This is a genomic window from Pseudomonas sp. BF-R-26 (assembly GCF_019947395.1).
Taxonomy (GTDB): domain Bacteria; phylum Pseudomonadota; class Gammaproteobacteria; order Pseudomonadales; family Pseudomonadaceae; genus Aquipseudomonas; species Aquipseudomonas farris.
This window is the reverse complement of sequence record NZ_JAGYGK010000002.1, coordinates 208,575-231,785: the sequence shown is the minus strand read 5'-3', so window position 1 is coordinate 231,785 and position 23,211 is coordinate 208,575. Positions and strand designations below refer to the sequence as shown.

Genomic DNA, 23,211 nt, shown 5'->3' with positions numbered 1-23,211 from the left:
CACGAACCGGTGCTTCAACACCGGTTCGATGCATCTTTTAGAATGTTTAATTACAAAGTGTCTGATGGCTTCCAAAGTCCTGTAATGCTTTCGAATTCTACATCCTTCCAGTTCTCTGACCATTTGCTAAAGAATGCAATATCGACGGAGTTTGGTTTTGTTATGCATTTGTCGATTTTTACCATGGAGGGAATTATTATGGCATCGCCAATTATAAGTGCCTCACCAGATTGTAATGTAGGAAGATTCGAGATTAGATCGCCAGAAGTATCTGGAAGTAGTTTTCGTACATAGCTCTGGTCATCTGGATTTGTCAGGCGCATCGCGACGAAATTACTACATTGAGAAAATATCGTTTCGGAGACTTCAGATGGGCGCTGACTAATGATAGCAAGTGTAACACCATATTTTCGACCTTCTTTAGCAATCCTCTCTATCGCATTTTTGGAGGCGCGATAGCGTGTTAAGTCGCTCCGAGGAACATACTTGTGCGCCTCTTCATAAACTAGGAGTATTGGTGTTTCACAGTCTGATTGTTCCGATAAAAGTCTTTTGTAATAGTATCCGAACTCAAACAGAATTCGGGATATCAGAGAGACAGTAATGCTGAGTACTTCAAAAGGTATACCGCTAAGATCTATGACAGTGACGTTGGCTTCACTGTTTTTTTGATAGCCTAAAAATTGCTGTAGCACACCCTCGATAGTAAGTTCGTCAACATCTTTAAATAAGAAGTCTAATCTAGAGTTGCTGATGGTGTTATCCAATCGCATTAGGAATCTTTCAAATTCACCGGTGTATGGTCCGTTTACAAAATCGGCGTTAAGCTTGTCAAATTCGTATTCCGCTTCAAAGTATTCGGGAATGCGCGATTCAAATACTTTATTGTCTTTGTCTTCTGGCTTGCGAGCCTTCTTCTTGTTGACCAGTTCAGCGTTCATGTTTTTAACGTAACGGATGACCTCATGTATATCAAATTGAAGTGGCGAATCAAAAAAAACCTTTTTACCCTTATTGTGTAATTTTTTATTTTCAATGACGGCATGTCTAAATTGCGACACTTGGTTGTAGGAGTTGTTCTCGGAACTTTCAATGAATAGTTCGCTTAACTCATCTCCATCAAATAACCAGTATGGGATTTTTAATTTTTCCGAGTTCAAATAATTGCAGCCAGGGAATGCGCTTTTATATTCGCCGTGTATATCAAATATGACAATGTGAGAATTGTTTAGTCCCTCGAAGGTCCCATGTTTTGAATCTGCTGCTGATTGTAGGAGTTTCGCGACTGTGTGGGATTTTCCCGAGCCTGTAGAACCTACTATCGCAAAATGTTTGTTAAAGAATTTATTGCCGTTTATAGGGACTCGAGTGCTGTGGCTATTTACAAGTGATGAAAAGATTAATTTGTCTTTTGCTGTTAGGTCTGTGGAGTAAATATCATCAAGCTCTTTTGCTTCTAATATGCGTATGCTGTTATTAGGTGGTAGCGGAATTCCATGGCCACCTCTTTTGAATATCATGCCTTCGTCCGTCTCGTGAAGAATGCCTACGAGCTTTACATCCAATAGAAAAGAAGGCGATCTTGCCGGAGAGTTTGCATCGTTTATATAGTTGTCTTTAACTTTGTAGTTATCTATAACGCCAACAACATGCTGTCCTGCGTGATCTCTGCACGGCACCCCGACATAGCTTCCTATACTGAATTGTCCAGAAAATTTTGAAGGGTCAACTATTTCGATAATCAATGCATCAGAAGAGACGCTTACAATTTTGAAATTTTCCGAGTTCATATTCACCTCTTGAGTAATTGCCAAATTTCATCGCAGTTGAGATCGTTAATTTGGAACGAAGGAATGTCGGTGTAATCGCTAAATGTATCGATGTCGAAATAGTAAATCCTGTCTGGGCGCTCGTAACCTGTATGGGAGTTTATGAAGTTGGCGAGTGTAACGATGCGTGCTTGGTAAGATATTTGACCTAATGTCTCAAGGGGTCTACCTGTAGCGGTTGTTTTCCTTAAGGCTAAATGTCGCCTATTAAATTGTTGGCTATTGAATTGGATTGATTCATAGCCATCATTAAATGTAATGTTTTTAAGTAGTATGCATTTTTTTAAGTCGGTAATGTCCGGGTGGTCGATGGCGAAGGTGATTGGGTGGACGTCGTACGTTGGTTTGTTAAATTGCTGTTCGATTGTAAATGTAATTAAGTCGGTTAGCTGTGGTGTTTGTTTGGCTAGTTTGGTACCTATAAAAAATACGATGTTTTGCTGTGGTAGTGGTTTTGGGAATTTCTTTTTTAGTGTTTTTAGAAGCGACTCTCGGCCGCTAATGTAAGCCAGCGTAGAGTAGAAGAATTGATGCTTGCGATCTGTGAGAGCGGAGATTATTTCTCTTCTCGTACAAACTCTTAATTCGATATCTGAATTTGAAATTACAAGTCGGCGTAAGTGATCCGCTAAATAGCAGTAGTAGAAGGATGCTTCAGAGGCAGAAGTGCAGAAGTTTTGAGCTGCAATTATATTGAGTGCTCGTTCAAATTGGATGCTGTGGTTAGGTGCAAAAATAAGCTGGAATCTAGCTGAGAAAGATTGTTTTAAGGAACTAGGGATAGACTTGATTGTGTCATATTTTTTTTGATGCGCTTCTGAGCAGTTCTTATGTAGTTTTATTTCAAGAATGTCATCTATTCCAGCGGCATCAAACATTTTGATGTTTTCTACTTGATCGGAAAAATAACAGTAGAGTATGTAGGTTTTGTTTGTTGTATCAAACTCGGACTCCTGGATTAGCTGAACTACGGGGTCTCTGATTTTTGAAAGGGAAAATGCCTGCGTTTCTTTATATTTTACTTGGGTGACAAAAGCGTCCGAGTTCAGATCCTGAATTCTTTCTATAGAGATTTCTTCGGTATCCACCGATGCCGAAAAAATCTCAATAATGGTTTTGTCTATTTGAAAGTCAAAGCCCTTGAGTGCGTAATAACCACCATCTTCCATAATTTCGCCTTTTATTAGCCTCGATGCCAAAACAATGGCACGGAATTTCTCAGTGTAGAAGATGCTATGAGTTCTTTCCTCCGCTACCACGGCAGAGGGCCAAATGCTCCTGCTCCTGCTCCTGCTCCAGCTCCAGCTCCAGCTCGGGTGAGTGCTGGCGCGCGCCGTCGTCCCCCCACCTCGCCTCCGGTCTTAATGGGTCCTTTTTTCCGCAGTCCTGCACATGGCTGAGCGCAACCAAGGCTGGGTGTTGCCGTGATGATCGTGGAGGGCAAAAAGCCTGCGAATCCCTGCGAAGGGTAGGGCGCCGATGTGTTCCCCCAGAGGTGGCTTGTCGCCAGGTGCGAGTCACCATCAGACGCCGATTTTCAGGAGCGCAGTCGGAAAAAAGTAAGGTGGTAATTCGGAAGCTTTCACACCGCCAAACCCCGCGAATTCATTGGCTTTGGTGGATTACCTCGGAAAGTAATTTTGAGTAAGGAAAATGGTAATGTGGTCGTAAGTGATTGATTTATAAGAGATGAATAAAAAGAAAAATTACTTCTTTTAAAGGTAATTACCTTACTTCTACATTACTTAAAAATTACCTTGCACCAATCCTGTATAGGCTAATGAAATCAAGCCTCTCAGGCAGACCAGAGGATCGAGTTACCAAAATTACTCATTTCCGACGCCGTTCCCGAAAAACGCATAAAGCCCTATACGCCAGCTCGCTTCCTGTTGCCGCACAGATTCCATGGGACTGCCATGGGAACGCTTGCGCGCTAACTATCGCCATGAAACCCTTATAAACCGGGGACTCACTCTGCGAAAAAGGCAATCGGGTGGTTTCGAATCTCTCCTTCACCGCCAAATTCGATGTAACCAAAACCCCTGATTTCGAGAGAAGTCAGGGGTTTTGTGGTTTCTGGTGTCTGGATTTTTCAATCATGGCTGCCGCTGGCTCAGGCGCATCAGCAAAGACGCGTCCGAAAATGATGTAGGACAAGTGCTAGGCGTGTGGGAAGTAATGCTGGAAAGCTAGGCAGTTGGGTGCTTCCATAGGTTTCAGCACCTCACATGAGCCATCTCGGGAAGGGTATTTGTTTTGCGCCTCCAGGGTGCAAAATGAATCAAAGGGCAACGCAAATGACGCCCCCATTATCCGGAACGGACGTGCGCACGTTATGCAGGAAATGACCATGAAACAGGCAGAGCTGGAAAAGGTTCATGTGGAGATCGTCAAACTGATCGCTGAACAGCGCAAGCTGAACGCCGAGGCCGGCAAGATGACCCGTGATACTTTTTGGTATCCAGTGGCCGTTGCTATTGGGTTGATTGGTACGGTAGCTACCGTTACTGCGGTGTTGATCAAGCTGCTCTAATACTTCAGGCACCAGTCCCAACCTGGAGGCTTCTGCAAATTTATCGTCGAGTCGCCAAATCCGAACCACTATTTAGGCAACGTCCAGACAATACGCTCCCGCTCCAAACCAGAGCAATGCGCGAACGGGGAGCGGCTTCCGAACGATATGTAGGACTTAACTGCTTTTCGGGTACGACCTTTTCAAGCTGCCCCCAAAGCCGCGTTTCAGGCGTATTCCGCCCTCCTGTTAGACTGCCAACCCCCTCGACGGTAATCGATCTCTATACTCAATTCTCGCGCCGTTTTCCCCGTCGTTTCACCCTGGCGACGACAGCTCTGAACAAGGACATTTCATGATCACCACCACAACCCACACCATCGAAGGTCGGCAAATCACCGCTTACCTGGACATCGTCAGCGCTGAGTCGGTGCAAGGCGTTAACGTGATCCGCGATCTGTTCGCTGGCATGCGGGATTTTTTCGGTGGGCGCTCTCAAACGTTGGAGCGGGCATTGAAGGACGCGCGGATTCAGGCGACCGACGAGATCAAGGAGCGGGCGCGGGCGCTTCAGGCGGATGCAGTGGTAGGGCTCGATTATGAGATCAGCATGCCGTCCGGCAAGGGGGGAATGGTGGTGGTGTTTGTGACCGGGACGGCGGTCAAACTGAGGTAAGTTGGCGTCAAAAAATCTTGAGGGCACCGTGCCAAGGGCGTGCGCGTTCTGTTTATTCGCCATCTGATTTTGTAGGAAGCAAGCGCTGGCCATTCGTCGGGCACGTAACAATCTGAATCACAAGTCCGGGAATGACCGACTAGTCTCAAAATCCTGGGTGGTCGATATTTTTCAGGCAAATAGGGCTTGCCGGTATCGACCCGTTGATAGGAGCGAAGATATGACTGAGCCGTATATCGAAGACGACGGGGCGGAGTTTCCAATCAATAATTGCGTGCAGTGTGGTCAGACGGACTATGTGCCGAGCTTTGGTGAAGACCGTATCAAAATCAACAAAATCAAATCTACAGTGCCTCGAACTCGAGGGCCGAAGTCGAAATTCATGCCCAAGCTGGGTGCGCCTTCCAGGAAGTAAACAGTGACTCGTACGAGCCCCGCCATTGAGCGGGGTTTCTTGTTTTTGAAGGGTAGAAAGCGTGGCTTGGCGGCAATGCGGGAAAACGTCCTACAAACTTTACGAGCGCTAGTTTTTTTTTCACAAACTTTTCACACCTGCCTACGTAGTCTCAGCTCATCCGTTAGAAAGCAGTACCCTGGCCCGTCTCCCCAGCGGGCTTTTTTTTGCCTGTCATAAAACCTTTTCCATAAATGCTGTCCAACCGTCGCCAATGACGAGGTTGTTCCGTGTTTGTGTCTGGACTTTGCCTCCTCTAAAGCATTCAATCTCCGGCCTTTCGGTTTCCCCCTTTTTTGAGGTTCTCGTTATGCGTTTGACACTGCCTGCCCTGGTTTTGGGCCTTTTGGTTGCTCAAGGTGCGATGGCTGCCGGTGATGGCACTGCCGCGCTCGGTGGTGGTCTGGGTGGCGCACTGGGTAATGTGGTCGGTCAGAAAATGGGCGGCAGCACAGGTGCAGCGATTGGTGCTGGTGTAGCGGGCGCAGCCGGCAGTGCTGTTGCAGCACGCAAAGGCAGCCGCACCAAAGCGGCCATCGGCGGCGGTGTGGGCGCGGCGGGCGGTTCGGTGATCGGCAATAGCCTGGGCGGCAAGACAGGTTCCACCATCGGCGCCGGCCTGGGTGGTGCATTGGGCGGCGGCGTGGGCAGCAATCTGTCCAAAAAGCGCCACTGATCTTAATGATCCGCTGAAAAAGCCCGGCTCGATGCCGGGCTTTTTCGTTTTGGAACGTTTCTCCCGTATATGGCTCAAATCTCTTACAGTCGGTATCTGATTTGCTGTTCAACAGACGCAGATGCCAGGCTGAGGCCTATCCGCGGCACGATCTTCCCCCGATGCGGAAATTAGAGGTTCATATCATGCGTTTGACATTGTCCACGGTGGTTTTGGGACTTTTGGTTGCTCAGGGTGCGATGGCTGCCGGCGACGGCACCGCTGCAGTGGGCGGTGGTCTTGGCGGCGCGTTGGGTAACGTGGTCGGCGGTCAATTAGGTGGCAGCACGGGAGCAGCGGTTGGCGCTGGCGTCGGCGGTGCGGCAGGCAGCGCGGTCGGTGCGCGCAAAGGCAGCCGAACAGAAGCGGCTGTTGGCGGCGGTATCGGCGCGGCGGGCGGCTCAGTGATCGGCAATAGCCTGGGCGGCTCCACCGGCTCGACCATTGGTGCTGGCGTGGGCGGTGCAGCCGGTGGCGCGGTGGGCAGCAACCTGGGTAATGACAGCGGCAGCTCGCATTCCGGTGGCGGCAATCACAAACACAAGCATAAAAATAAGTACAAGCATCGCTAACTCGACATCGAGTGACAGTAGAAACCCGGCCCAGTGCCGGGTTTTTCGTTTCTGTTAGTAGGACTCTGGAACGTTTGCCCGTAGGACGCCTCGAACTTCATACACCCCTGAACGTTTTGAGGCATGTCATGACTCCGGAAACCGAAGGCATGGAAGATGAAGGTCCGATCAACGATCCTGGCAACGAAGATCCGGGGTCTCTGATGGACGACGCCACGGTGCCGCTCAACGATGCCGATGACGCAGGCGATGTGGGCAATATCGAGTACGACGAATACGACGAGGAAGACGACGAGTGACAGGGGGGGCGGGCCAACCGATCGTCCCTCTGATCGAACCGCGTCTATCGTGTTGTCCTCGAAATGTCAGGATCTGCTTTTCAGGTCCATTGAGAGGTGCGTTATGAACGCTGATCCAAAAGACTCTGATATCGACGACGATACCCCCGAGTATCCGCTGCCTTCACCCACCGACTCCCTGAGTCGCGATCAGCGCCCGCCCGACGATGACGACACCGGCGTGGAGCAGGTGCCCACCGATACCGATGATGTGGAGCGCGGGGATGTGGAGGCCAATCCCGATGACCCGGACATTGCCGGTGACGATCTATCGGGAGAACCGAGCTGAAGCCTGCGCAGCGATCCATCGCCGCTCGTCGATTGTGCGGCACCTTAAAAAAGCGACCGCTGCCAGACATCAGGTAAAGCACTCTTTAATGGAGGTGCGCCATGATCAGGTCAAAACTGACGACCCTGACGGTGGTCGGCTTATTGTCGATCAGTTCATTGGCGGCATTTGCTCAATCTTCCGGCCGCGATGCGCCGGTCGACAAGGGCGGGATGCCACCTTACTCGGAAATGAATGCGGGTACCTCGGACGGAAAGGCGCCGCCACCGGATACCATTGGTGGTGGGAATGGCGGCGATGCCAATGGAAGTAGCACCAGCCCGGGGAAGGGAAGTGGGTCGATGAGCGATGGAAGTTCGATGGGGAGTGGTTCTGGAAGTGGGTCTGGAGAATCAGGTGATTTTAAAATTGATGAGAGCGGTGGTGGAGTAGGAAGTGGAGGTAAAACCGGTGGTTCTGGCGGTTAAGTCAGAGTTTTTTTACTGTACAACTGAGCCCAGCGTCGAGCTGGGCTTTGGATGCTTTTCACAGGCGTCACTGATGCTTGACGCATTTGCTCGATGAGCGTGTTACGTGAGTTCATGATTCTATGTTGTTGGTTGTTTTATTGAGTATTATCTTCAGGTTTTTTTTGCGTTGTAATAATTAATGACTCGATCCAGTTTTTATAGAAGGTTTTTTGCTCTTCAATGTTGCTAGTAATGTTTTTGTCTTCGTAGTCGAAAATTCTTACTATGTCCTCTTCTTCGCTAGGTTTTCCAAGTTTAAGTTCGTATGCGACTAAGCCGCTAGACATTTGGGACGACATTCTTGAAGGATGAACATTTAATTTGGCTCCTTTGCACAGAAATTTTATCTCAGGATAGTCGGCTCTTAACATGCCAAAGCATACGTAAAGGTCATAGGCTGTATAAACTTTTTTTAAACCACTTTGCATCGTGAATGTGAGTGTCGGTTTTTTTCTGTCGCATTCGATTGTGGCCCTTTCTATGATCCCATGATTGTTTATTAAAATTTCTATTGTTTTCATGGTTACCTCCTGAAAGGGTTGGGTATTGAGTAGCCCTTATAGCTACCATCATCGTAAACGGGGGTGACGCCCACGATGTCGTGATTTTTTATTCCTCCTGGGAACGCTATCTCAACCTCACGCCGATGTGGTGACATCATGCCCAGTTCTTTATTTACATCGATGCCGCGAATGTTTTTCAGCACATATATATAGCCGTCGGCAAGACCGTACCCTGTGGCAAACTTTTTTGCCTCTTTTTCGTTTGTCGTAGTGCTGACAAAGTAACTGGGAGGGCTTCTGTTATCTGATGCATGCAAAAACAGATCTGTACTGTCTCCCAAGGGTTCAAATCCTGCCTCAAATATCTCCCATGGTTCTCGGTCGTCACCACGGTATAAATAATAGTTCTCTTGTTTTGGATTTGGGGGGCCGGGCTCCCCCTCATCAACCCCCACCTTACCCGCCGGATCTTCATCCCCAAACGACGGCTTCTTACATCCATCGCCCCCCGGACAATCACTCAACCCCAACGGATCAACCCAGCCCGCCGGATTGCGCGTGTACTGATAGCCGTTTAACCCACCCGCAAGCTTGCTCGGATCCGGCGTCAGGTACCGCCCGACATCCGGATTGTAGTAGCGATGCCGGTTGTAGTGCAGGCCGGTTTCCGCGTCGAAATACTGCCCTTGAAAGCGCAGCGGTTGATCGAGGATCTGGTGGGTGTCGCGGTTGAGGCGGGTGAGGCGGCCATAGGCGGTGTATCGGGCGGCCCAGATGATGTCGCCGCTGTAGTCGGTGAGTTCTTGCGGTGTGCCGAGGTGGTCGAGTTGGTAGTAGAACGGGCACGCTTGGCGCGGGCCTTTGCCGTCGAGCATGGCCAGCGGGCGGAAGGTGCCGGGTTCGTAGATGTAGCTGCGATGGTGATCCTGGCTGTGTTCAGCGACGAGATGGTCGCCTTGCCAGAAGAACTCGGTGGTTTTGCCGTCGACGGATTTGCTGATACGGCGGCCGAAGGCGTCGTAGCGGTAAGTGGCTTGGCTGCCATTGGGCAGGGTGGCGCCGATCAGCCGGTGCTGGCAGTCGTAGTGGTATTCGGTGACGAGTTTTTGCGCGGTGCCGCGGCGTTCGCGAATCAGGTTGCCGAAGGCGTCGTAGTCGTAATGCCGGTCACCTTGCATCAGCAGGCGATTACCCAGCACCTTCGCAACGCCGGGGCGATCCTGCATCAACAGGTTGCCCGCCGGGTCGTGGGCGAAGGTTTCCGGCGATTGGTCACGGGAATGGCGGACGCGGATCAGGCGGTCGAGCGAGTCATACTGATAGCTGCGCTGGCCATGGCGGGTGTCGGCGATGTGGTCGAGATTGCCGTTGGCGCTGTAGGCATAATCGCGACGGTACAGCGGATGTTGATGTTGGCTGACGGCATGGGCTTTCAGCCGGCCCTGGTCGTCGTAGGCATATTCGCTGAGCAGCAGACCCTGTTGGCGGTTTTGTTCGCGACCGAAGGCAAACTGGTGGGTGGTGAGGCGTGTGCCATTGAGGTCAATGGCGGTCAGCGCACCGCCCTTGGCGTGGTGGTAGTCGAGTTTGCTGCCGTCCGGCAGGCGCAGGCGATTGAGTTGGCCGCAGGCGTCGTAGGCATAACGCAGGGTGCCCCAGCCCTGATGCTCGGTGATCAGCCGGTCTTGTTGGTCGTATTCGAATTCCAGCGGATGGTCGTGGCCGTCGTCGACGCTGATCAGGCGGCCGAGGCTGTCGTAGCGGTATTCGACCTTGATGCCGTCGGGCAGGGTTTTGACCAGCAGTCGCCCGGCAGAATCCCGCTCGTAAGCGGTGATCAGCTGCGAGCCGTCATCACCGAACTCGGTTTTCTCCAACAGATGGCCGTTGAGGTCGTAGGCATAGGCGGTGCGCTGCCCATCGAATCCGGTTTCCTGTCGGATCAAGCCGCCGGGGGTGTAGTCCAGCCGATACTTCTCGCCGGATTCGTTCTCGATTTCCGTGAGCAACAGCTGCGCATTGTCGTAGCGATATTTCAGCTGGGTGCCGTCGGCATTGATGCGGCGGCTGACCAAGTGCAGATCGTCGACGTATTCGTAGCGCGTAACGCGGCCCAGCTCATCACGTTCGGCAGTGATCTTGCCGTAGGCGTTGTAGCTGAAGGCGCGGCTGGCACCAGTCGGCAGCGTCGTCTGAATCAGGCGGCCGACGGCGTCCCATTGGTACTGGGTGACAGCACCGTGTTCGTCCTGACGGGTAAGTTGACGCCCCAGCGCATCGTAGGAAAACCGCCGCTGACCACCGTCCGGCAGCGTTTCCTCAAGCAACTGGCCCAAACCATCCCAGACGAACACATGCCGACTGGTGTCCGGGTAACGGATCGACAGCAAACGCCCCTGAGCGTCGTAGTGATAGTGAGTGACTTGGCCATCCGGATCGGTGGCTTCGGTGACATCCCCCTGAGCATTGCGCTGATATTTCCACACCGCTTTACCGCGATAGCGCGCATGCAGGAAACCATTGCGGTATTCGTAGGATGTTGGCTCGTCTTCCGGCGGGATCAGCGCCACCAACCGCCCGACTTCGTCGTAGCGATATTCAGTGACGGCCCCGAGCGGATCCTGTTCGGCCAGCAAGCGGCCCTGATCGTCATAGGCCTTGAGGTGTTCGCCACCATTCAGCTCGACCTTGCGCACCAGTCGTGCACGGTCATCGTGGACATAAACCTCTTCGCTGCCATCGACGTTCTGGACGGTGACGCTGCCCTGGTCATTCCAGACGTAGCGCGCCTCCATCTGTGCAAACGACGCCCAATGCCGGACGCAGCGCGCCGCCTTGCCAGACCTTTCCCACTCCCAGAAAAAACTCGCGCCACCGGCCAGTTGCCGCTGCAAAATCACATGCTGATCGTCGTAGTCGTAACGCTCGCTTTCACCCGCGGCGTTGGTCGCTTCGATCAAGCGTTGGCGGGCGTCATATCGAAAGAAAACCAGTGTTTGCTCTGTATGCCAGGCTTCACCCACGGCATCGATGGGATGAAACGACTGATATTCGATGGCGACGAGGTGCCTGCGCTCGTAGCAAAACAGCAGCGAACGACCGGCGCCGTTATCGAGGCGTTGAATACGATCCTGACGGTCGCGGGTAATACGCAAGCGGTTGTCGTACGCGTCGCTGATCGCCGTCAGCCGACCGTTGTGAAAGTGGTAGAAACGCGCGTCGTCGCCGGCCTGGGCGAGGATCAGTTCTTCGGGCTCGTTCCCGAGGTAAATCGCTGCCCGCGACAGGCTGTTGTGGATCACCGGGCGCTCGACGCTCGGCAGCGGAAACGTCGTACGACGGTTTTCATGGTCGACCCAGACGACCTGTTCATCGTCCAGCTCCAACCGCTGCGCCAGCGAATGGCTCCAGCCCCAACCCAGCCCGCAATCGATCTCGGCGGCGCTGGTGCGATAGAGCCGGGTGAAGTCGAACGGCAGAATCCCGTCCAGCGAACCGTCGGTCAGGGTCAGCAGTTCTTCGCCGGTGACCATCGACACCGGGCAACCGTTCTTGCAGGTGGACGGCACGCAAGTGGCACTGTCGCCGTTGGGGTTTTTCGCCTGACTCGATGCATCGTCGTGAGGTTCGTGTCGCCCCAGTCGGGTCATGGCGTTGGACTTGTCGCGAGCAATGGCAACCGGATTGTTCACCTGTACAACTGGAGAGTCGCCGGCACGGATCTGTAGCGGAACCGTCGGTGCCGGTTTCAGTGGTGCATTCCGCGCGCTGACCACGAGCGGTTTGAGCACGCCAGCGTGGGCTGTCAGGTCAGATCTGGCCGTCAGTTCGGCCAACCGCAAACTGGCCGCCGCCAACCACTGCCGAGCCTGCTGGGACTTGATCTTGTCCAATACTTTGGCGCTCATGCCGAGCTTCAGACCCGTAGGGCCGGTGAGGCGTACCAGCAGGAAACTGATCAACAGTTCTGTACGAATTTGCGCCACGACTTCGGCGATGTACTGCGGCGGCAGCATCCTCAACCAACTGGTAAAAGCCGCGAGATGGATGAACATCAACGGCTCATCGCTCAACATCAGCAACACATTGGCGATGGCTTCAGCCGAGGCGTTCAGCAGCGTCCCAAGCTCGCCTTGGGTCAGGTACTCAAGGAGTTTTTCGCTATTGGTTTGCAGGTCTGCCAGCAGGGCGTAGACCTGCTTCACGTCATCCCACAAACCGTGCAGCGAACGCTCGAAACCGCGCCAGTCGGCCTGTTGCAGCATGCCGTAGCGCTGGGTGAACCCTGCCTGGGAAAAGCCTGCCCACAGGGGCTGGAATTCGCTCGTCCATTCATTGCGCAACCAGCCTTCGAGCTCGCCGATAACACCTTGATAAGAGGCATAGAGCGCTTTGACGTGCTCAGCGCAAACATTGGGAAAGAAGGTGATGCGATAGCGCTGGCCACGCCAGCATTCGGGGATTTCAAGGATGCCGCCGGGGCCGATGGTTTTGTGGACGGGCTCACCGAACGTCAGTTCACCATTACGCTGCGAGATAACCGGTTCGAGCATCACCGGCGTATTGCCGATCGGCACGAAACGCGTGGCCTCAAACAGGTGCACCAGGGTCAATGGACCGCTGGCCGGACATATGGCGAGCGTCGAACTGACAGGGAGGGTGGAGTCCTTCGGGGCGCTGAGCCGGACTTCATTGCCGACCTTGAACACTTGCTCGACATTCAGCGCCCCACCGGTCCAGAAGTTTTCCGCCCAGGCGTCGTAGTCGTTGAGGCAGAGTCGAAAATCACCGAGCAACGCTTCGACGTCCGGCTGCTCTGGGTTCATGGCGGCGACCACCAGCAGGCCGATGGCATTGTTCAAGGCCAGGACCTTGTCAGGTTCGAACATTCGCAGTCCCTCGCGCTGATTAATCTGGAGCGCAAGACTTTGCGGGGGATCAACAAGGAAAGAAGTCGGGAAAGGAGGTGTTTGGTGTAGGGGAAATCGCTAAATCATCGCGGGCGTCTCGACACAGTTTTTTGTATCCGCCAGGCATTGCCCGTTGCTCTCTGCCAACCGCGCTCGCTATGCTGCTGAACCCTTTAATCCATCACGGACCCGGTCGTGCCTTAGCCGCTCCTGGGATGTCATGAGAAAACGGATCAGATGCGATGAATGCACCCTTGGATGAGTTCGGCCCGATCAAGGCCGTGATTTTCGACATGGACGGCTTGTTGCTGGACACCGAGGGCATTTACACCGAGGTCACGTCCATCATTGCCGAGCGTTATGGCCGGACCTTCGACTGGAGCGTCAAACAGAACATCATCGGTCGTGGCGCGGGTGATCTGGCGCGCTATGTGGTCGAGGCGCTGGACCTGCCGATTACAGCCGAAGAGTTTCTGGTGATCCGCGAACCGTTGATGCGCGAGCGTTTTCCAACGGCGCTGGCGATGCCTGGCGCAGAGGAGCTGGTTCGGCACTTGAAGGCCAACAACATTCCTATTGCGGTGGGCACCAGTTCTTCACGTCAGTCGTTCGGCCAGAAAACCACCTTGCACCGCGACTGGTTCGCGCTGTTCGACTTCATCGTCACAGCTGATGACCCGGAAGTGGGCGCGGCCAAACCAGCGCCGGATATCTTCCTGACAGCGGCACGGCGCCTGGGTGTTGCGCCTGAGGATTGCCTGGTGTTCGAGGATTCACCGTTCGGCGTCACCGCAGCGAAAGCGGCGGGGATGACGGCGATTGCGATTCCGGATGCGGCGATGGCCGACGAAAAGTACGCACATGCCGATGGCATTCTTCGTACGTTGAAGGCGTTCAAGCCCGGAGCATGTGGCCTGCCGGCACTCGATTGGGCTTAATGCCGGTAAATGCGGGAGCGGGCTTGTGTGGCGAGGGGGCTTGCCCCCGTTGGGGCGCGAAGCACCCCTGAAACCAGTCACCGCGATCTTGAGTTAGACAGCGGTGACTGGTTTTACGACTGCTTGCAGTCGAACGGGGGCAAGCCCGCTCCCACAAGTGACCTGTATCAGGCGCCGAAACCACCGTCGATGGTCAGGCTGGCACCGGTGATGTAGCCGGCTTCGGGGCCGACAAGGTAGGCGACGAAGCTGGCGATTTCTTCCACTTTGCCGTAACGGCCCACAGCCATCAGCGGGATCAGGCTTTCAGCGAAGTCGCCGCTGGCGGGGTTCATGTCGGTGTCGACCGGGCCCGGTTGCACGTTGTTGATGGTGATACCCCGTGGGCCGAGGTCGCGAGACAGACCTTTGGTCAGGCCGACCAGCGCCGATTTGCTCATGGCGTACGGACCGCCACCGGCGAAGGGCATGCGCTCGGCATTGGTGCTGCCGATGTTAATGATGCGACCGCCTTCGGTCATATGTTTGGCCGCTTCCTGGGTAGCGATGAACACACTGCGCACGTTGATGGCCAGGGTCTGGTCGAAGTCTTCGAGTTTGAAGTCTTCCAGCGGTGCGACGGCCAAAACGCCTGCGTTGTTGACCAGGATGTCCAGGCGACCGAAGGCTTCGACGGTGGCATTAACGGCATTGCGAATCGCGACGGCATCGGCGCTGTCGGCCTTGATGGCCAGGGCTTTGCCGCCAGCGCTGGTGATGCTGTTTTGCAACTCTTCTGCTTTGGCGGTGGAGCTGACGTAAGTGAAGGCGACGGTAGCGCCTTCCGCGGCCAGGCGTTTGACGATGGCAGCACCGATGCCGCGTGAACCGCCTTGAATCAGAGCTACTTTACCGCTGAGGTGTTGAGTGGTCATGTCGATCTCCAGAAATTCAAGGCGGGCTGCCTTGTTGTTGGAGTCGAGTATCGGCCTCGCATAACCCTGCGGGTAGACCGTCATTGCTATAGTCTGTGTAAACCAAAAGTTTATAGTGGCGCTTATGGAAACCTTCAGCAGTATCGAATGCTTCGTGCGTAGCGCCGAGGTTGGCAGCTTCGCCGAAGCTGCGCGGCGCTTGAGTCTGACGCCGGCGGCGGTGGGCAAGAGCGTCGCCAAGCTGGAGGCGCGACTGGGTGTGCGGCTGTTCCAGCGCAGCACGCGCAGCTTGACGCTGACTGAGGCCGGTCAGCTATTTCTCGGCGAAGTCAGCGCCAGCCTGCACACGATCCAGAATGCCGTGGCCAACCTGGCCAGCGCCGAAGGACGTCCGGCAGGTACGCTCAAGGTCAGCATGGGCACAGTGTTCGGGCGTTTGTACATCGTGCCGTTGCTGGGAGAGTTTCTGCGGCGCTTTCCCGCGATCAACCCGGACTGGCATTTCGATAACCGCCAGGTCGACCTGATCGGCCAGGGTTTCGATGCGGCGATTGGTGGCGGATTCGAACTGCCCCAAGGCGTGGTGGCGCGCAAGCTGACGCCCGCCCATCGAGTGTTGGTGGCTTCAGCCGAGTACCTCGCGGGGCACGAGACGATCGTCGAGCCCGACGACCTCAAACACCACGACGGCATCTTGATACGCTCGCCGCAGACGGGGCGCGTGCGTTCCTGGCAGTTGACCAGTCGCACCCGGCAACACAGCCCGCTGACGCTCAAGGCGCGGATGACCATGAGCGATTCTGAAGCCGCCTGCGCCACGGCGGCTCAGGGGTTGGGCATTGCATTGGTGAGCATGCCGTTTGCCGTGGGCTATCTGGATGCCGGAACGTTGCAGCGGGTGTTGCCCGACTGGTATGTCGACGACGGCAACATCTCCATCTATTACGCCGAACACAAACTGCTACCGGGCAAGACCCGGGCGTTTGTCGATTTCATCATTGAGCAGTTTGCAGAGCAGGGGTTGGGGCAGCGGTTCAGTGCGCTCTGAACCTGGCTTAAGACCGAGGTGTGGCCATCGCGGGCAAGCCACGCTCCCACAGGTTTTGTGTCGTTTACATCATTACGAGACGACTCAAAACCCTGTGGGCGCGTGGCTTGCCCGCGAAGAACGATAACGCGGTCTACCTGCCAAACCGCCCCGGCCAACCAATAATGGTCTTCGGCCGAGGCGTCGCATACGTCCGCACTTTCGACGTCGACAACCCCAACCGCACCAGCGATTCAGCAATGGTCACCGCCGCCGTCACCCCATCCACCACCGGTACGCCGGTGCGCTGACGAATCTGCTCATCCAGCCCGGCCATGCCGCCGCAGCCCAGGCAGATCACCTCGGCCTTGTCTTCACTCACCGCCAGTTCCGCCTGCCGAACAATCGCCTCCAGCGCACGCTCTGGATCGGACTCCAGCTCCAGCACTGCCAACCCGCTGGCCCGCACCGACGCGCAACGGTCCCAGAGACCGGACAGTTTGAGGCGATCCTCGATCAGCGGCACGGTGCGGTCCAGGGTGGTGACCACCGAATAGGCATGCCCGAGGAACATCGCAGTGCTGGCGCCGGCATCGGTGATGTCCACCACCGGCACGTTGAGTAACTCCTGCAAACCTTCGCGGCCGTGCTCGCCATAACCGGCCTGGATGACCGCATCGAAGGGCTGATCGTAGGACATGACCCGATCCATCACCGCAATAGCAGCCAGATAACTTTCGAAATTGCCTTCGATGGAGTCGGCACCAAAATGCGGGGTCAGGCCGATGATTTCCGTACCGGGCGAAGCCACGGATTGGGCCTGGCGGGCGATGGCTTGGGTAATGGATTCGGTGGTGTTGACGTTGACCACGAGAATTCGCATGGGAGGTCCTTTTATAGCGAAGTGGTTCTGCGGCCCGACGTTGCCGGGCCACCCGGAGATCAATGGCTGACGTTATCGACCGCGATGGCTTCACCGCTGACATCTGCGTAGTAAGGCTGCCGTTTGGCGATGATCAGGTAGAGCATCCCTGCAATCGTGACGCCAATCAGCCAGGAGAACAGCGAGACGCTGTCGAAACCTGGCACCGGCGCCAGGACGGGCCGATTGAACAGCTATTTATTTCGACGAGGGGGGCTGGGAATGATCGAATGAGGGAGTCAAGACAGAAAAATGTAATTTTTTGGGGCGCAAAAATAAAAAGTGCACACAGATATATCTGTGTGCACTTTTTTCTAAGATCAAAAGATCGCAGGCTTCGCCAGCTCCTACAGGAGCTGTTGCGGGATGAGATCTTTTAAGCCTTGGATTTGCTGATGATGTTTCCGGCATGCAGCCCGCATTCTTTCTGCGTGGCTTCTTCCCACCACCAACGACCTTCGCGCTCATGCTGGTTCGGCAGCACCGGACGGGTGCAAGGCTCGCAGCCGATGCTGATGAAGCCGCGCTCATGCAGGCTGTTGTATGGCAGCTCCAGCATGCGGATGTAGCCCCAGATCTCTTCGCTGGTCATTTGCGCCAGCGGATTGAATTTGTACAGAGTGCGTTCCGGGGTGGAGAACGCGGTATCGATTTCCAGCACCGCGACCGCGCTGCGGGTGCCCGGGCTCTGGTCCCGACGCTGGCCGGTGGCCCACGCAGTCACGCCCGACAGCTTGCGACGCAATGGCTCGATCTTGCGGATGCCGCAGCACTCGCCATGGCCGTCCTTGTAGAAGCTGAACAGGCCTTTTTCCTTCACGAAAGGTTCGAGCTTGGTGTAGTCCGGCGATACCACTTCGATGTCGATCTTGTAGTGCTCGCGCACCTGCTCGATGAAGCGGTAGGTCTCGGGGTGCAAGCGGCCGGTGTCGAGGCTAAACACTTTGACGTTCTTGTTTAGCTTCCAGGCCATGTCCACCAGCACTACATCCTCGGCGCCGCTGAAAGATATCCACAGGTCATCGCCGAACTCGGCGAATGCGAGTTTCAGGATGTCCTGGGCGGATTTGTTGGCATAGGTCGTGGCGAGTTCCACGACATCGAACGATGGGCTCATCAGGGCGGCTTCCTACAGGTCGGTGGCGCTGGGCGCTCTATATATGCCTGATGGTAACAAAATCCTGCGGCGGCTGGTGCGCCCTCTGCGTTGCACAGAGGAGGGCGAGTCGCTAGAGTTCGGCAGTCCTTTTGCTCGCTCGACTCAATAAACAGTACAAAATGGGAGTGTCTTGTGGAAATTGCCTGTCTGGATCTTGAAGGTGTGCTGGTCCCGGAAATCTGGATCGCCTTTGCCGAAAAAACCGGGATCGACTCCCTCAGGGCCACCACTCGGGACATTCCCGACTATGACGTGTTGATGAAGCAGCGCTTGCGGATTCTCGACGAGCACGGCCTGAAGCTTTCCGACATCCAGGAAGTGATCGCCACGCTCAAGCCTCTGGAAGGCGCCAGCGAATTCGTCGACTGGCTGCGTGAACGCTTTCAGGTGGTGATTCTGTCGGACACCTTTTACGAATTCTCCCAGCCGCTGATGCGTCAACTGGGCTTTCCGACCTTGCTTTGCCATCGTCTGATTACCGACGATGCCGGTCGGGTCACGGGCTATCAGTTGCGTCAGAAAGATCCCAAGCGGCAGTCGGTATTGGCGTTCAAGAGCCTCTACTATCGGGTGATCGCGGCGGGGGATTCCTACAACGATACGACGATGCTGGGCGAGGCGGATGCCGGGATTCTGTTCCATGCGCCGGACAATGTGATTCGTGAGTTTCCACAGTTCCCGGCGGTGCACAGCTTTGCGGAGTTGAAGCAAGAGTTCATCAAGGCTTCGAATCGGGCGTTGAGTTTGTAGTCGTCAGGGATGGCCCCATCGCGGGCAAGCCCGCTCCCGCAGGTTATGTGTCGATCAACACAAATCCTGCGGGAGCGGGCTTGCCCGCGAAGCTTTTAAAGGCCCCCCAAAGTATCGAGCAGCACCTTCACCTTGGTTATCGATTCCTGATATTCCGCCTGCCAGTCCGAATCCGCGACGATCCCGCCGCCACCCCAGCAACACACCTGCCCATCCTTGACCAGCAAACTGCGAATGGCGATGGAGCTGTCCATCTCGCCGCGCACGTCCAGGTACAGTAATGAACCGCAATACAACCCACGACGGGTCGGCTCCAGTTCGTCGATGATCTGCATGGCGCGAATCTTTGGTGCGCCGGTAATCGAGCCGCCGGGGAAGCTGCCGGCAATCAAATCCAGCGCATCCTTGTCATCCGCCAGCTCGCCAGTAACGCTGCTCACCAAGTGATGCACGTTCGGATAGCTTTCCAGGCTGAACAACTCCGGCACCCGCACCGAGCCGATGCGGCAGGTGCGACCGAGGTCGTTGCGCAGCAAATCGACGATCATCAGGTTTTCCGCACGATCCTTGGGGCTGGCCAGTAGTTCGGCGGCGTTCGCCGCATCTTCAACTGCATTCAGGCCGCGGGGGCGGGTGCCTTTGATCGGGCGGGTTTCGACGTGGCGCTCGCTGACTTTGACGAAGCGCTCCGGCGACAGGCTCAGCACGGCGTCGCCGTCGGGCAGACTCTGGAAGCCGGAAAACGGCGTCGGGCACGCCGCCCGCAGCGCGCAGTACGCGGCCCACGGATCACCCTGGCATTGCGCGCGGAAGCGCTGGGCGAAGTTGACCTGATAGCAGTCGCCGGCCTGGATGTACTGCTGAATGCGTTCGAAGGCTTGTCGATAGTCGTCGGCGCTCAGGTCGGCACTCATCTGGCCGTCCAGTTTGAAAGGCTCGATTTTCTGAGGTGCAGGTTGCGTGAACAGTTCGATCAGCCGCTGTCGTTCGCTGTCGATCAGCGTTGGGTGGAACACCAGTTGGCTGGTGGCCTGGTGGTGATCGCTGATCAGGGCCCAGTCGTACAGCCCGAAACGTGCGTCGGGCAATTGCAGGTCGTCCCGCGCCTGGCTCGGCAGGTTTTCCAGATGTCGGCCGAAGTCATAGCTCAGATAACCGATCAGGCCACCGGCGAAAGGCAGGTCGAACGGAACAGTGGCTTCGCCGAGTCGCGTCAGAGTGTCGCGAAGGCGTTGCAGGAAATGGTTGCCGCTTTCATCCGGTAATACAGCCAGTTGCTCCAGCGGCCAGGCGCTGAGCAGGTCAAAACGCCCACGCTCGGCGCTCGGCCGGCCGCTGTCGAGCAGCACGGCACCGGGGGCATGACGAATCGCCGCGAAGTATTCGGCGGGGTTGGCGCGATAGGGCAGCGGGTGTACGGAACAGGTCAACATGGGCGGGGCAGATCAGCCATCGAGGCGGGGGAGCGATTGTAGTCCTCTGCAGGATTTGCTCCTAGAGGGGATGTCGGCAAGAGATACATCTGTGGCGAGGGAGGTTTGCCTGTGGCGAGGGGGCTTGCCCCCGTTGGGCAGCGAAGCGGCCCCAAAATCAGGTCGTATCAGACAGACCGCATCGGCTGGTTTGACGACTGCTGCGCAGCCGAACGGGGGCAAGCCCCCTCGCCACAGGTCAGCCCTCAACCGCAGGAATATGCCCAAACATTTCCTGAACGAACTCCACGCGTTCCTGCGCTGTTTCGATTATCCCGCGGGCCTGTAATTCTTCCAGCCGCGCTTCGACCGCGTGGGTACGCAACGTCAATCCGCAATCGTTGGCGATTTGAATGTTCAATCCGGGCCGGGCGTTAAGCTCAAGAATCAGCGGCCCTTTTTCCTGGTCGAGCACCATGTCGACACCGATGTAACCCAGCCCGCACAGCTCATAGCAGCCGGCAGCGAGCTTCATGAAACCGTCCCAGTAGGGCAGTTGCACGCCGTCCACTGCGTTGGTGGTGTCCGGATGTTTGTTGATGATGTTGTTCAGCCAGGTGCCGCGCAATGTCAGGCCTGTGGCCAGATCGACACCGACGCCGATGGCGCCCTGGTGCAGGTTGGCCTTCCCGCCGGACTGGCGAGTCGGCAAGCGCAACATGGCCATCACCGGATAGCCCATCAGCACGATGATGCGAATGTCCGGCACGCCTTCATAGCTGATGCTTTTGAAGATCTGGTCCGGGGTCACGCGGTATTCGATCAGCGCGCGGTCACGGTGACCGCCGAGCGAGTACAGGCCGGTCAGGATGCTGGAAATCTGATGCTCGATTTCCTCGTGGCTGATGATCTTGCCCGACACCGTGCGATAGCGGCCCTCGAAGCGGTCGGCGATCACCAGAATGCCATCACCGCCAGCGCCCTGGGCCGGCTTGACCACGAAATCGGTACGCCCGCCGATGATCTCGCTGAGGTTGTCGATTTCCTTCTCGGTGGAGATCACGCCGTACAGCTCCGGCACGTGGATGCCGGCGGCGATGGCGCGCTCCTTGGTGATGATCTTGTCATCGACGATCGGGTACAGGCTGCGCTTGTTGTACTTGAGTACATAGTCTGCGTTGCGCCGATTGATCCCCATGATGCCCCGGGCCTCCAGGGCTTTCCAGGTCTTCCAGAGACCGAACATCAGGCGTCAGCCTTCTTGAGGAAAGCCTTGAAACGCACCAGTTCGGTCAGGCGGTAACCGCGATAGCGACCCATGGCCAGCATGAAACCCACCAGGATCAGCAGGATCGCCGGGAAGGTGAACACGAAGTACACCAGCTCAGGCACGCTCATGATCAGGTGCGCCAGGGCGGCTGCGAACAACGTGCCGATCGCCACTTTCATCGCGTGGCCGCCACCGCGCTCTTCCCAGGTGATCGACAGGCGTTCGATGGTCATGGTCAGAATCACCATCGGGAACAGCGCCACCGACAAGCCGCGTTCCAGGCCGAGTTTGTGGCTGAACAGGCTGATAGCCGCGATCAGCACCACCACGAAGGTCAGCACCACCGACAGCCTCGGCAGCATTTGCAGCTTCAAGTGTTCAAGGTAGGAGCGCAGCGACAGCCCCAGCGCCGTGATGATGGTGAACAGCACAATACCGAAGCCGAGCTGGGTTTCCCGGAAGGCGAGGGCGATCAGCACCGGGGTAAAGGTGCCGAGTGTCTGAATGCCGATCAGGTTGCGCAGGATCAGGATCACCAGCACGCCGATCGGGATCATCACCATGATCATGAAGGTCTGCTGGGTTTCCAGCGGCAGACCGTACAGCGAGTAATCGAGGAAGTTGGCGTCGGAGTTTTCGTCGGTCAGCTTGGCTAGGCGAATGGCGTTCATTTCGCTGTTGTTCAGGCTGAAGGTGACGTTGGCTTTTTTACCGCCATCGACGGTGATCAGGTTTTCGTCGCCGGTCCACCACAGCAAGCGGTCGGTGGGCAGGCCCTGTTCGCCGGTTTCCGGGTTGAAGTACAGCCAGTCGGTGCCGTTGAAGCTGCGTAACCAGAGTTCAGGCATTTGCGGCTGATCGGCTACCAGGCGAATGGTGTGGACCTTTTCCACCGGCACGTGGGCGATGGACAGTACCAGTTCGACGATTTTGGCTTTGTTCACGGTGGACGGATCGCCGGCCAGCAGCAGTTTTACGTTGTCGTCGTTGAGGTTGTTGACGCGCTTGATGGCTTCGCCGATGAAGGTTTCGACGTCGGCCGAGTGTTGGCGGATCGGCGCGAGCAAGGCTTCGGCGGCGATTTTTTCCGGGCCTTCGACGGCAATGCTGTCGCGGAAGGTCGGGCCTTTGATCTTGGATTTTTCGCCGCTGTAGCGCTTGGTCAGCACCAGTCGGTAATAAAGGGTCTGGTTGCCTTTGGCCCGACGCGCCGACCAGGTGACCTTGCGGTTACCATCGGCACGGTTCACTGCCACGCCGTAATTATTGGAAATGAAACTCTCGTTGAGGCTCACGTAGTCGCGGCTCAGCGGCGGCACGAACATCTGGATCTTGATCGGATCCTTGGCGTTGGCGACGAACTCGACCTTGGCGTCGATGTTCCACAAGTCGTCGGTAGCGTCTTCGGTCACCGGAATTCCGAGCACGAAAATCTGATAGGCCGTAACTGAAATGCCCAGCACCACCAGGATGGCGATCAGCAGTTTCAGATGGAGGGTAAGAGAGCGCATT

At 55.7% G+C, this 23,211-nt stretch carries 21 protein-coding genes and 1 pseudogene; 11 read left to right on the top strand and 11 right to left on the bottom strand.

Going from position 1 to position 23,211, the window contains the following annotated elements; genetic code table 11:
- Positions 1 to 50: 50 nt before the first annotated feature.
- Together KGB18_RS03190 and KGB18_RS03185 are read right to left on the bottom strand one after the other, a co-directional pair.
- Positions 51 to 1,790: an ATP-binding protein gene (locus tag KGB18_RS03190; protein WP_223569367.1), complete on the bottom strand. Its 1,740-nt coding sequence runs from the start codon at positions 1,788 to 1,790 to the stop codon at positions 51 to 53.
- Positions 1,791 to 1,792: 2 nt separating this feature from the next.
- The gene (locus KGB18_RS03185; protein WP_223569366.1) at positions 1,793 to 2,998 is read right to left on the bottom strand and encodes a hypothetical protein; all 1,206 of its coding nucleotides are present in this window, start codon (positions 2,996 to 2,998) and stop codon (positions 1,793 to 1,795) included.
- Positions 2,999 to 4,179: 1,181 nt separating this feature from the next.
- On the opposite strand from KGB18_RS03185, the gene KGB18_RS03180 reads away from it, so the two are divergent.
- From KGB18_RS03180 to KGB18_RS03145, 8 genes are all read left to right on the top strand, one after another.
- On the top strand, positions 4,180 to 4,362 hold the full coding sequence (locus KGB18_RS03180) for a hypothetical protein (RefSeq protein WP_123720815.1): 183 nt from the start codon (positions 4,180 to 4,182) through the stop codon (positions 4,360 to 4,362).
- Positions 4,363 to 4,696: 334 nt separating this feature from the next.
- Positions 4,697 to 5,017 carry a YbjQ family protein gene (locus KGB18_RS03175; RefSeq protein ID WP_038979872.1) on the top strand — a complete coding sequence of 107 codons (321 nt, stop codon included), beginning with the start codon at positions 4,697 to 4,699 and terminating at the stop codon, positions 5,015 to 5,017.
- A gap of 220 nt (positions 5,018 to 5,237) precedes the next feature.
- Complete coding sequence (locus KGB18_RS03170) at positions 5,238 to 5,432, top strand: hypothetical protein (protein ID WP_008072999.1); 195 nt, start codon at positions 5,238 to 5,240, stop codon at positions 5,430 to 5,432.
- Between the two features lie 349 nt (positions 5,433 to 5,781).
- The gene (locus KGB18_RS03165) at positions 5,782 to 6,147 is read left to right on the top strand and encodes a glycine zipper domain-containing protein (protein WP_038979874.1); all 366 of its coding nucleotides are present in this window, start codon (positions 5,782 to 5,784) and stop codon (positions 6,145 to 6,147) included.
- A 185-nt stretch (positions 6,148 to 6,332) separates the two neighbouring features.
- Complete coding sequence (locus KGB18_RS03160; RefSeq protein ID WP_201059318.1) at positions 6,333 to 6,758, top strand: glycine zipper domain-containing protein; 426 nt, start codon at positions 6,333 to 6,335, stop codon at positions 6,756 to 6,758.
- Positions 6,759 to 6,886: 128 nt separating this feature from the next.
- Positions 6,887 to 7,057: a hypothetical protein gene (locus tag KGB18_RS03155; RefSeq protein ID WP_167344811.1), complete on the top strand. Its 171-nt coding sequence runs from the start codon at positions 6,887 to 6,889 to the stop codon at positions 7,055 to 7,057.
- 103 nt (positions 7,058 to 7,160) lie between these two features.
- Positions 7,161 to 7,385 (top strand): hypothetical protein, encoded by a 225-nt coding sequence (locus tag KGB18_RS03150; RefSeq protein WP_038979875.1) that lies wholly within the window; start codon positions 7,161 to 7,163, stop codon positions 7,383 to 7,385.
- A gap of 101 nt (positions 7,386 to 7,486) precedes the next feature.
- The gene (locus tag KGB18_RS03145; RefSeq protein WP_201059316.1) at positions 7,487 to 7,852 is read left to right on the top strand and encodes a hypothetical protein; all 366 of its coding nucleotides are present in this window, start codon (positions 7,487 to 7,489) and stop codon (positions 7,850 to 7,852) included.
- A 137-nt stretch (positions 7,853 to 7,989) separates the two neighbouring features.
- Here the strand turns inward: KGB18_RS03145 and KGB18_RS03140 are convergent, their stop codons facing one another.
- Both KGB18_RS03140 and KGB18_RS03135 read right to left on the bottom strand, forming a co-directional pair.
- On the bottom strand, positions 7,990 to 8,415 hold the full coding sequence (locus KGB18_RS03140) for a hypothetical protein (protein ID WP_201059314.1): 426 nt from the start codon (positions 8,413 to 8,415) through the stop codon (positions 7,990 to 7,992).
- A gap of 2 nt (positions 8,416 to 8,417) precedes the next feature.
- Positions 8,418 to 13,286 carry an RHS repeat-associated core domain-containing protein gene (locus KGB18_RS03135; RefSeq protein ID WP_223569365.1) on the bottom strand — a complete coding sequence of 1,623 codons (4,869 nt, stop codon included), beginning with the start codon at positions 13,284 to 13,286 and terminating at the stop codon, positions 8,418 to 8,420.
- A gap of 263 nt (positions 13,287 to 13,549) precedes the next feature.
- On the opposite strand from KGB18_RS03135, the gene KGB18_RS03130 reads away from it, so the two are divergent.
- Positions 13,550 to 14,245, top strand: a complete 696-nt coding sequence (locus tag KGB18_RS03130; RefSeq protein ID WP_123720819.1) for an HAD-IA family hydrolase — start codon at positions 13,550 to 13,552, stop codon at positions 14,243 to 14,245.
- A 167-nt stretch (positions 14,246 to 14,412) separates the two neighbouring features.
- Here the strand turns inward: KGB18_RS03130 and KGB18_RS03125 are convergent, their stop codons facing one another.
- On the bottom strand, positions 14,413 to 15,159 hold the full coding sequence (locus KGB18_RS03125) for a 3-oxoacyl-ACP reductase family protein (protein ID WP_123721245.1): 747 nt from the start codon (positions 15,157 to 15,159) through the stop codon (positions 14,413 to 14,415).
- A 124-nt stretch (positions 15,160 to 15,283) separates the two neighbouring features.
- Between KGB18_RS03125 and KGB18_RS03120 the strand changes: the two genes are divergently transcribed.
- Positions 15,284 to 16,207, top strand: coding sequence for a LysR family transcriptional regulator (locus KGB18_RS03120; protein ID WP_123720820.1), 924 nt, complete (start codon positions 15,284 to 15,286; stop codon positions 16,205 to 16,207).
- 133 nt (positions 16,208 to 16,340) lie between these two features.
- Here KGB18_RS03120 and KGB18_RS03115 read toward each other — a convergent pair whose 3' ends face one another.
- The 3 genes and pseudogenes from KGB18_RS03115 to KGB18_RS03105 form a co-directional block, all read right to left on the bottom strand.
- Positions 16,341 to 17,069 (bottom strand): aspartate/glutamate racemase family protein, encoded by a 729-nt coding sequence (locus KGB18_RS03115; RefSeq protein WP_123360060.1) that lies wholly within the window; start codon positions 17,067 to 17,069, stop codon positions 16,341 to 16,343.
- 59 nt (positions 17,070 to 17,128) lie between these two features.
- Positions 17,129 to 17,287, bottom strand: a pseudogene (locus KGB18_RS03110) (NCS1 family nucleobase:cation symporter-1); the annotation flags it as partial.
- 197 nt (positions 17,288 to 17,484) lie between these two features.
- A complete protein-coding gene (locus tag KGB18_RS03105) occupies positions 17,485 to 18,225 on the bottom strand; it encodes a phosphoadenylyl-sulfate reductase (RefSeq protein WP_008074131.1) in 741 nt (246 codons plus the stop codon).
- Between the two features lie 174 nt (positions 18,226 to 18,399).
- Between KGB18_RS03105 and thrH the strand changes: the two genes are divergently transcribed.
- The gene (thrH, locus tag KGB18_RS03100; protein WP_008074130.1) at positions 18,400 to 19,017 is read left to right on the top strand and encodes a bifunctional phosphoserine phosphatase/homoserine phosphotransferase ThrH; all 618 of its coding nucleotides are present in this window, start codon (positions 18,400 to 18,402) and stop codon (positions 19,015 to 19,017) included.
- 95 nt (positions 19,018 to 19,112) lie between these two features.
- Here the strand turns inward: thrH and pabB are convergent, their stop codons facing one another.
- The 3 genes from pabB to KGB18_RS03085 form a co-directional block, all read right to left on the bottom strand.
- Positions 19,113 to 20,450: an aminodeoxychorismate synthase component I gene (pabB, locus tag KGB18_RS03095; protein ID WP_223569364.1), complete on the bottom strand. Its 1,338-nt coding sequence runs from the start codon at positions 20,448 to 20,450 to the stop codon at positions 19,113 to 19,115.
- Between the two features lie 238 nt (positions 20,451 to 20,688).
- On the bottom strand, positions 20,689 to 21,675 hold the full coding sequence (locus KGB18_RS03090; RefSeq protein ID WP_123720822.1) for an alpha-L-glutamate ligase-like protein: 987 nt from the start codon (positions 21,673 to 21,675) through the stop codon (positions 20,689 to 20,691).
- On the bottom strand, positions 21,675 to 23,210 hold the full coding sequence (locus KGB18_RS03085) for an inactive transglutaminase family protein (RefSeq protein WP_123720823.1): 1,536 nt from the start codon (positions 23,208 to 23,210) through the stop codon (positions 21,675 to 21,677). The genes KGB18_RS03090 and KGB18_RS03085 overlap by 1 nt, the downstream gene beginning before the upstream one ends.
- Position 23,211 lies beyond the last annotated feature (1 nt).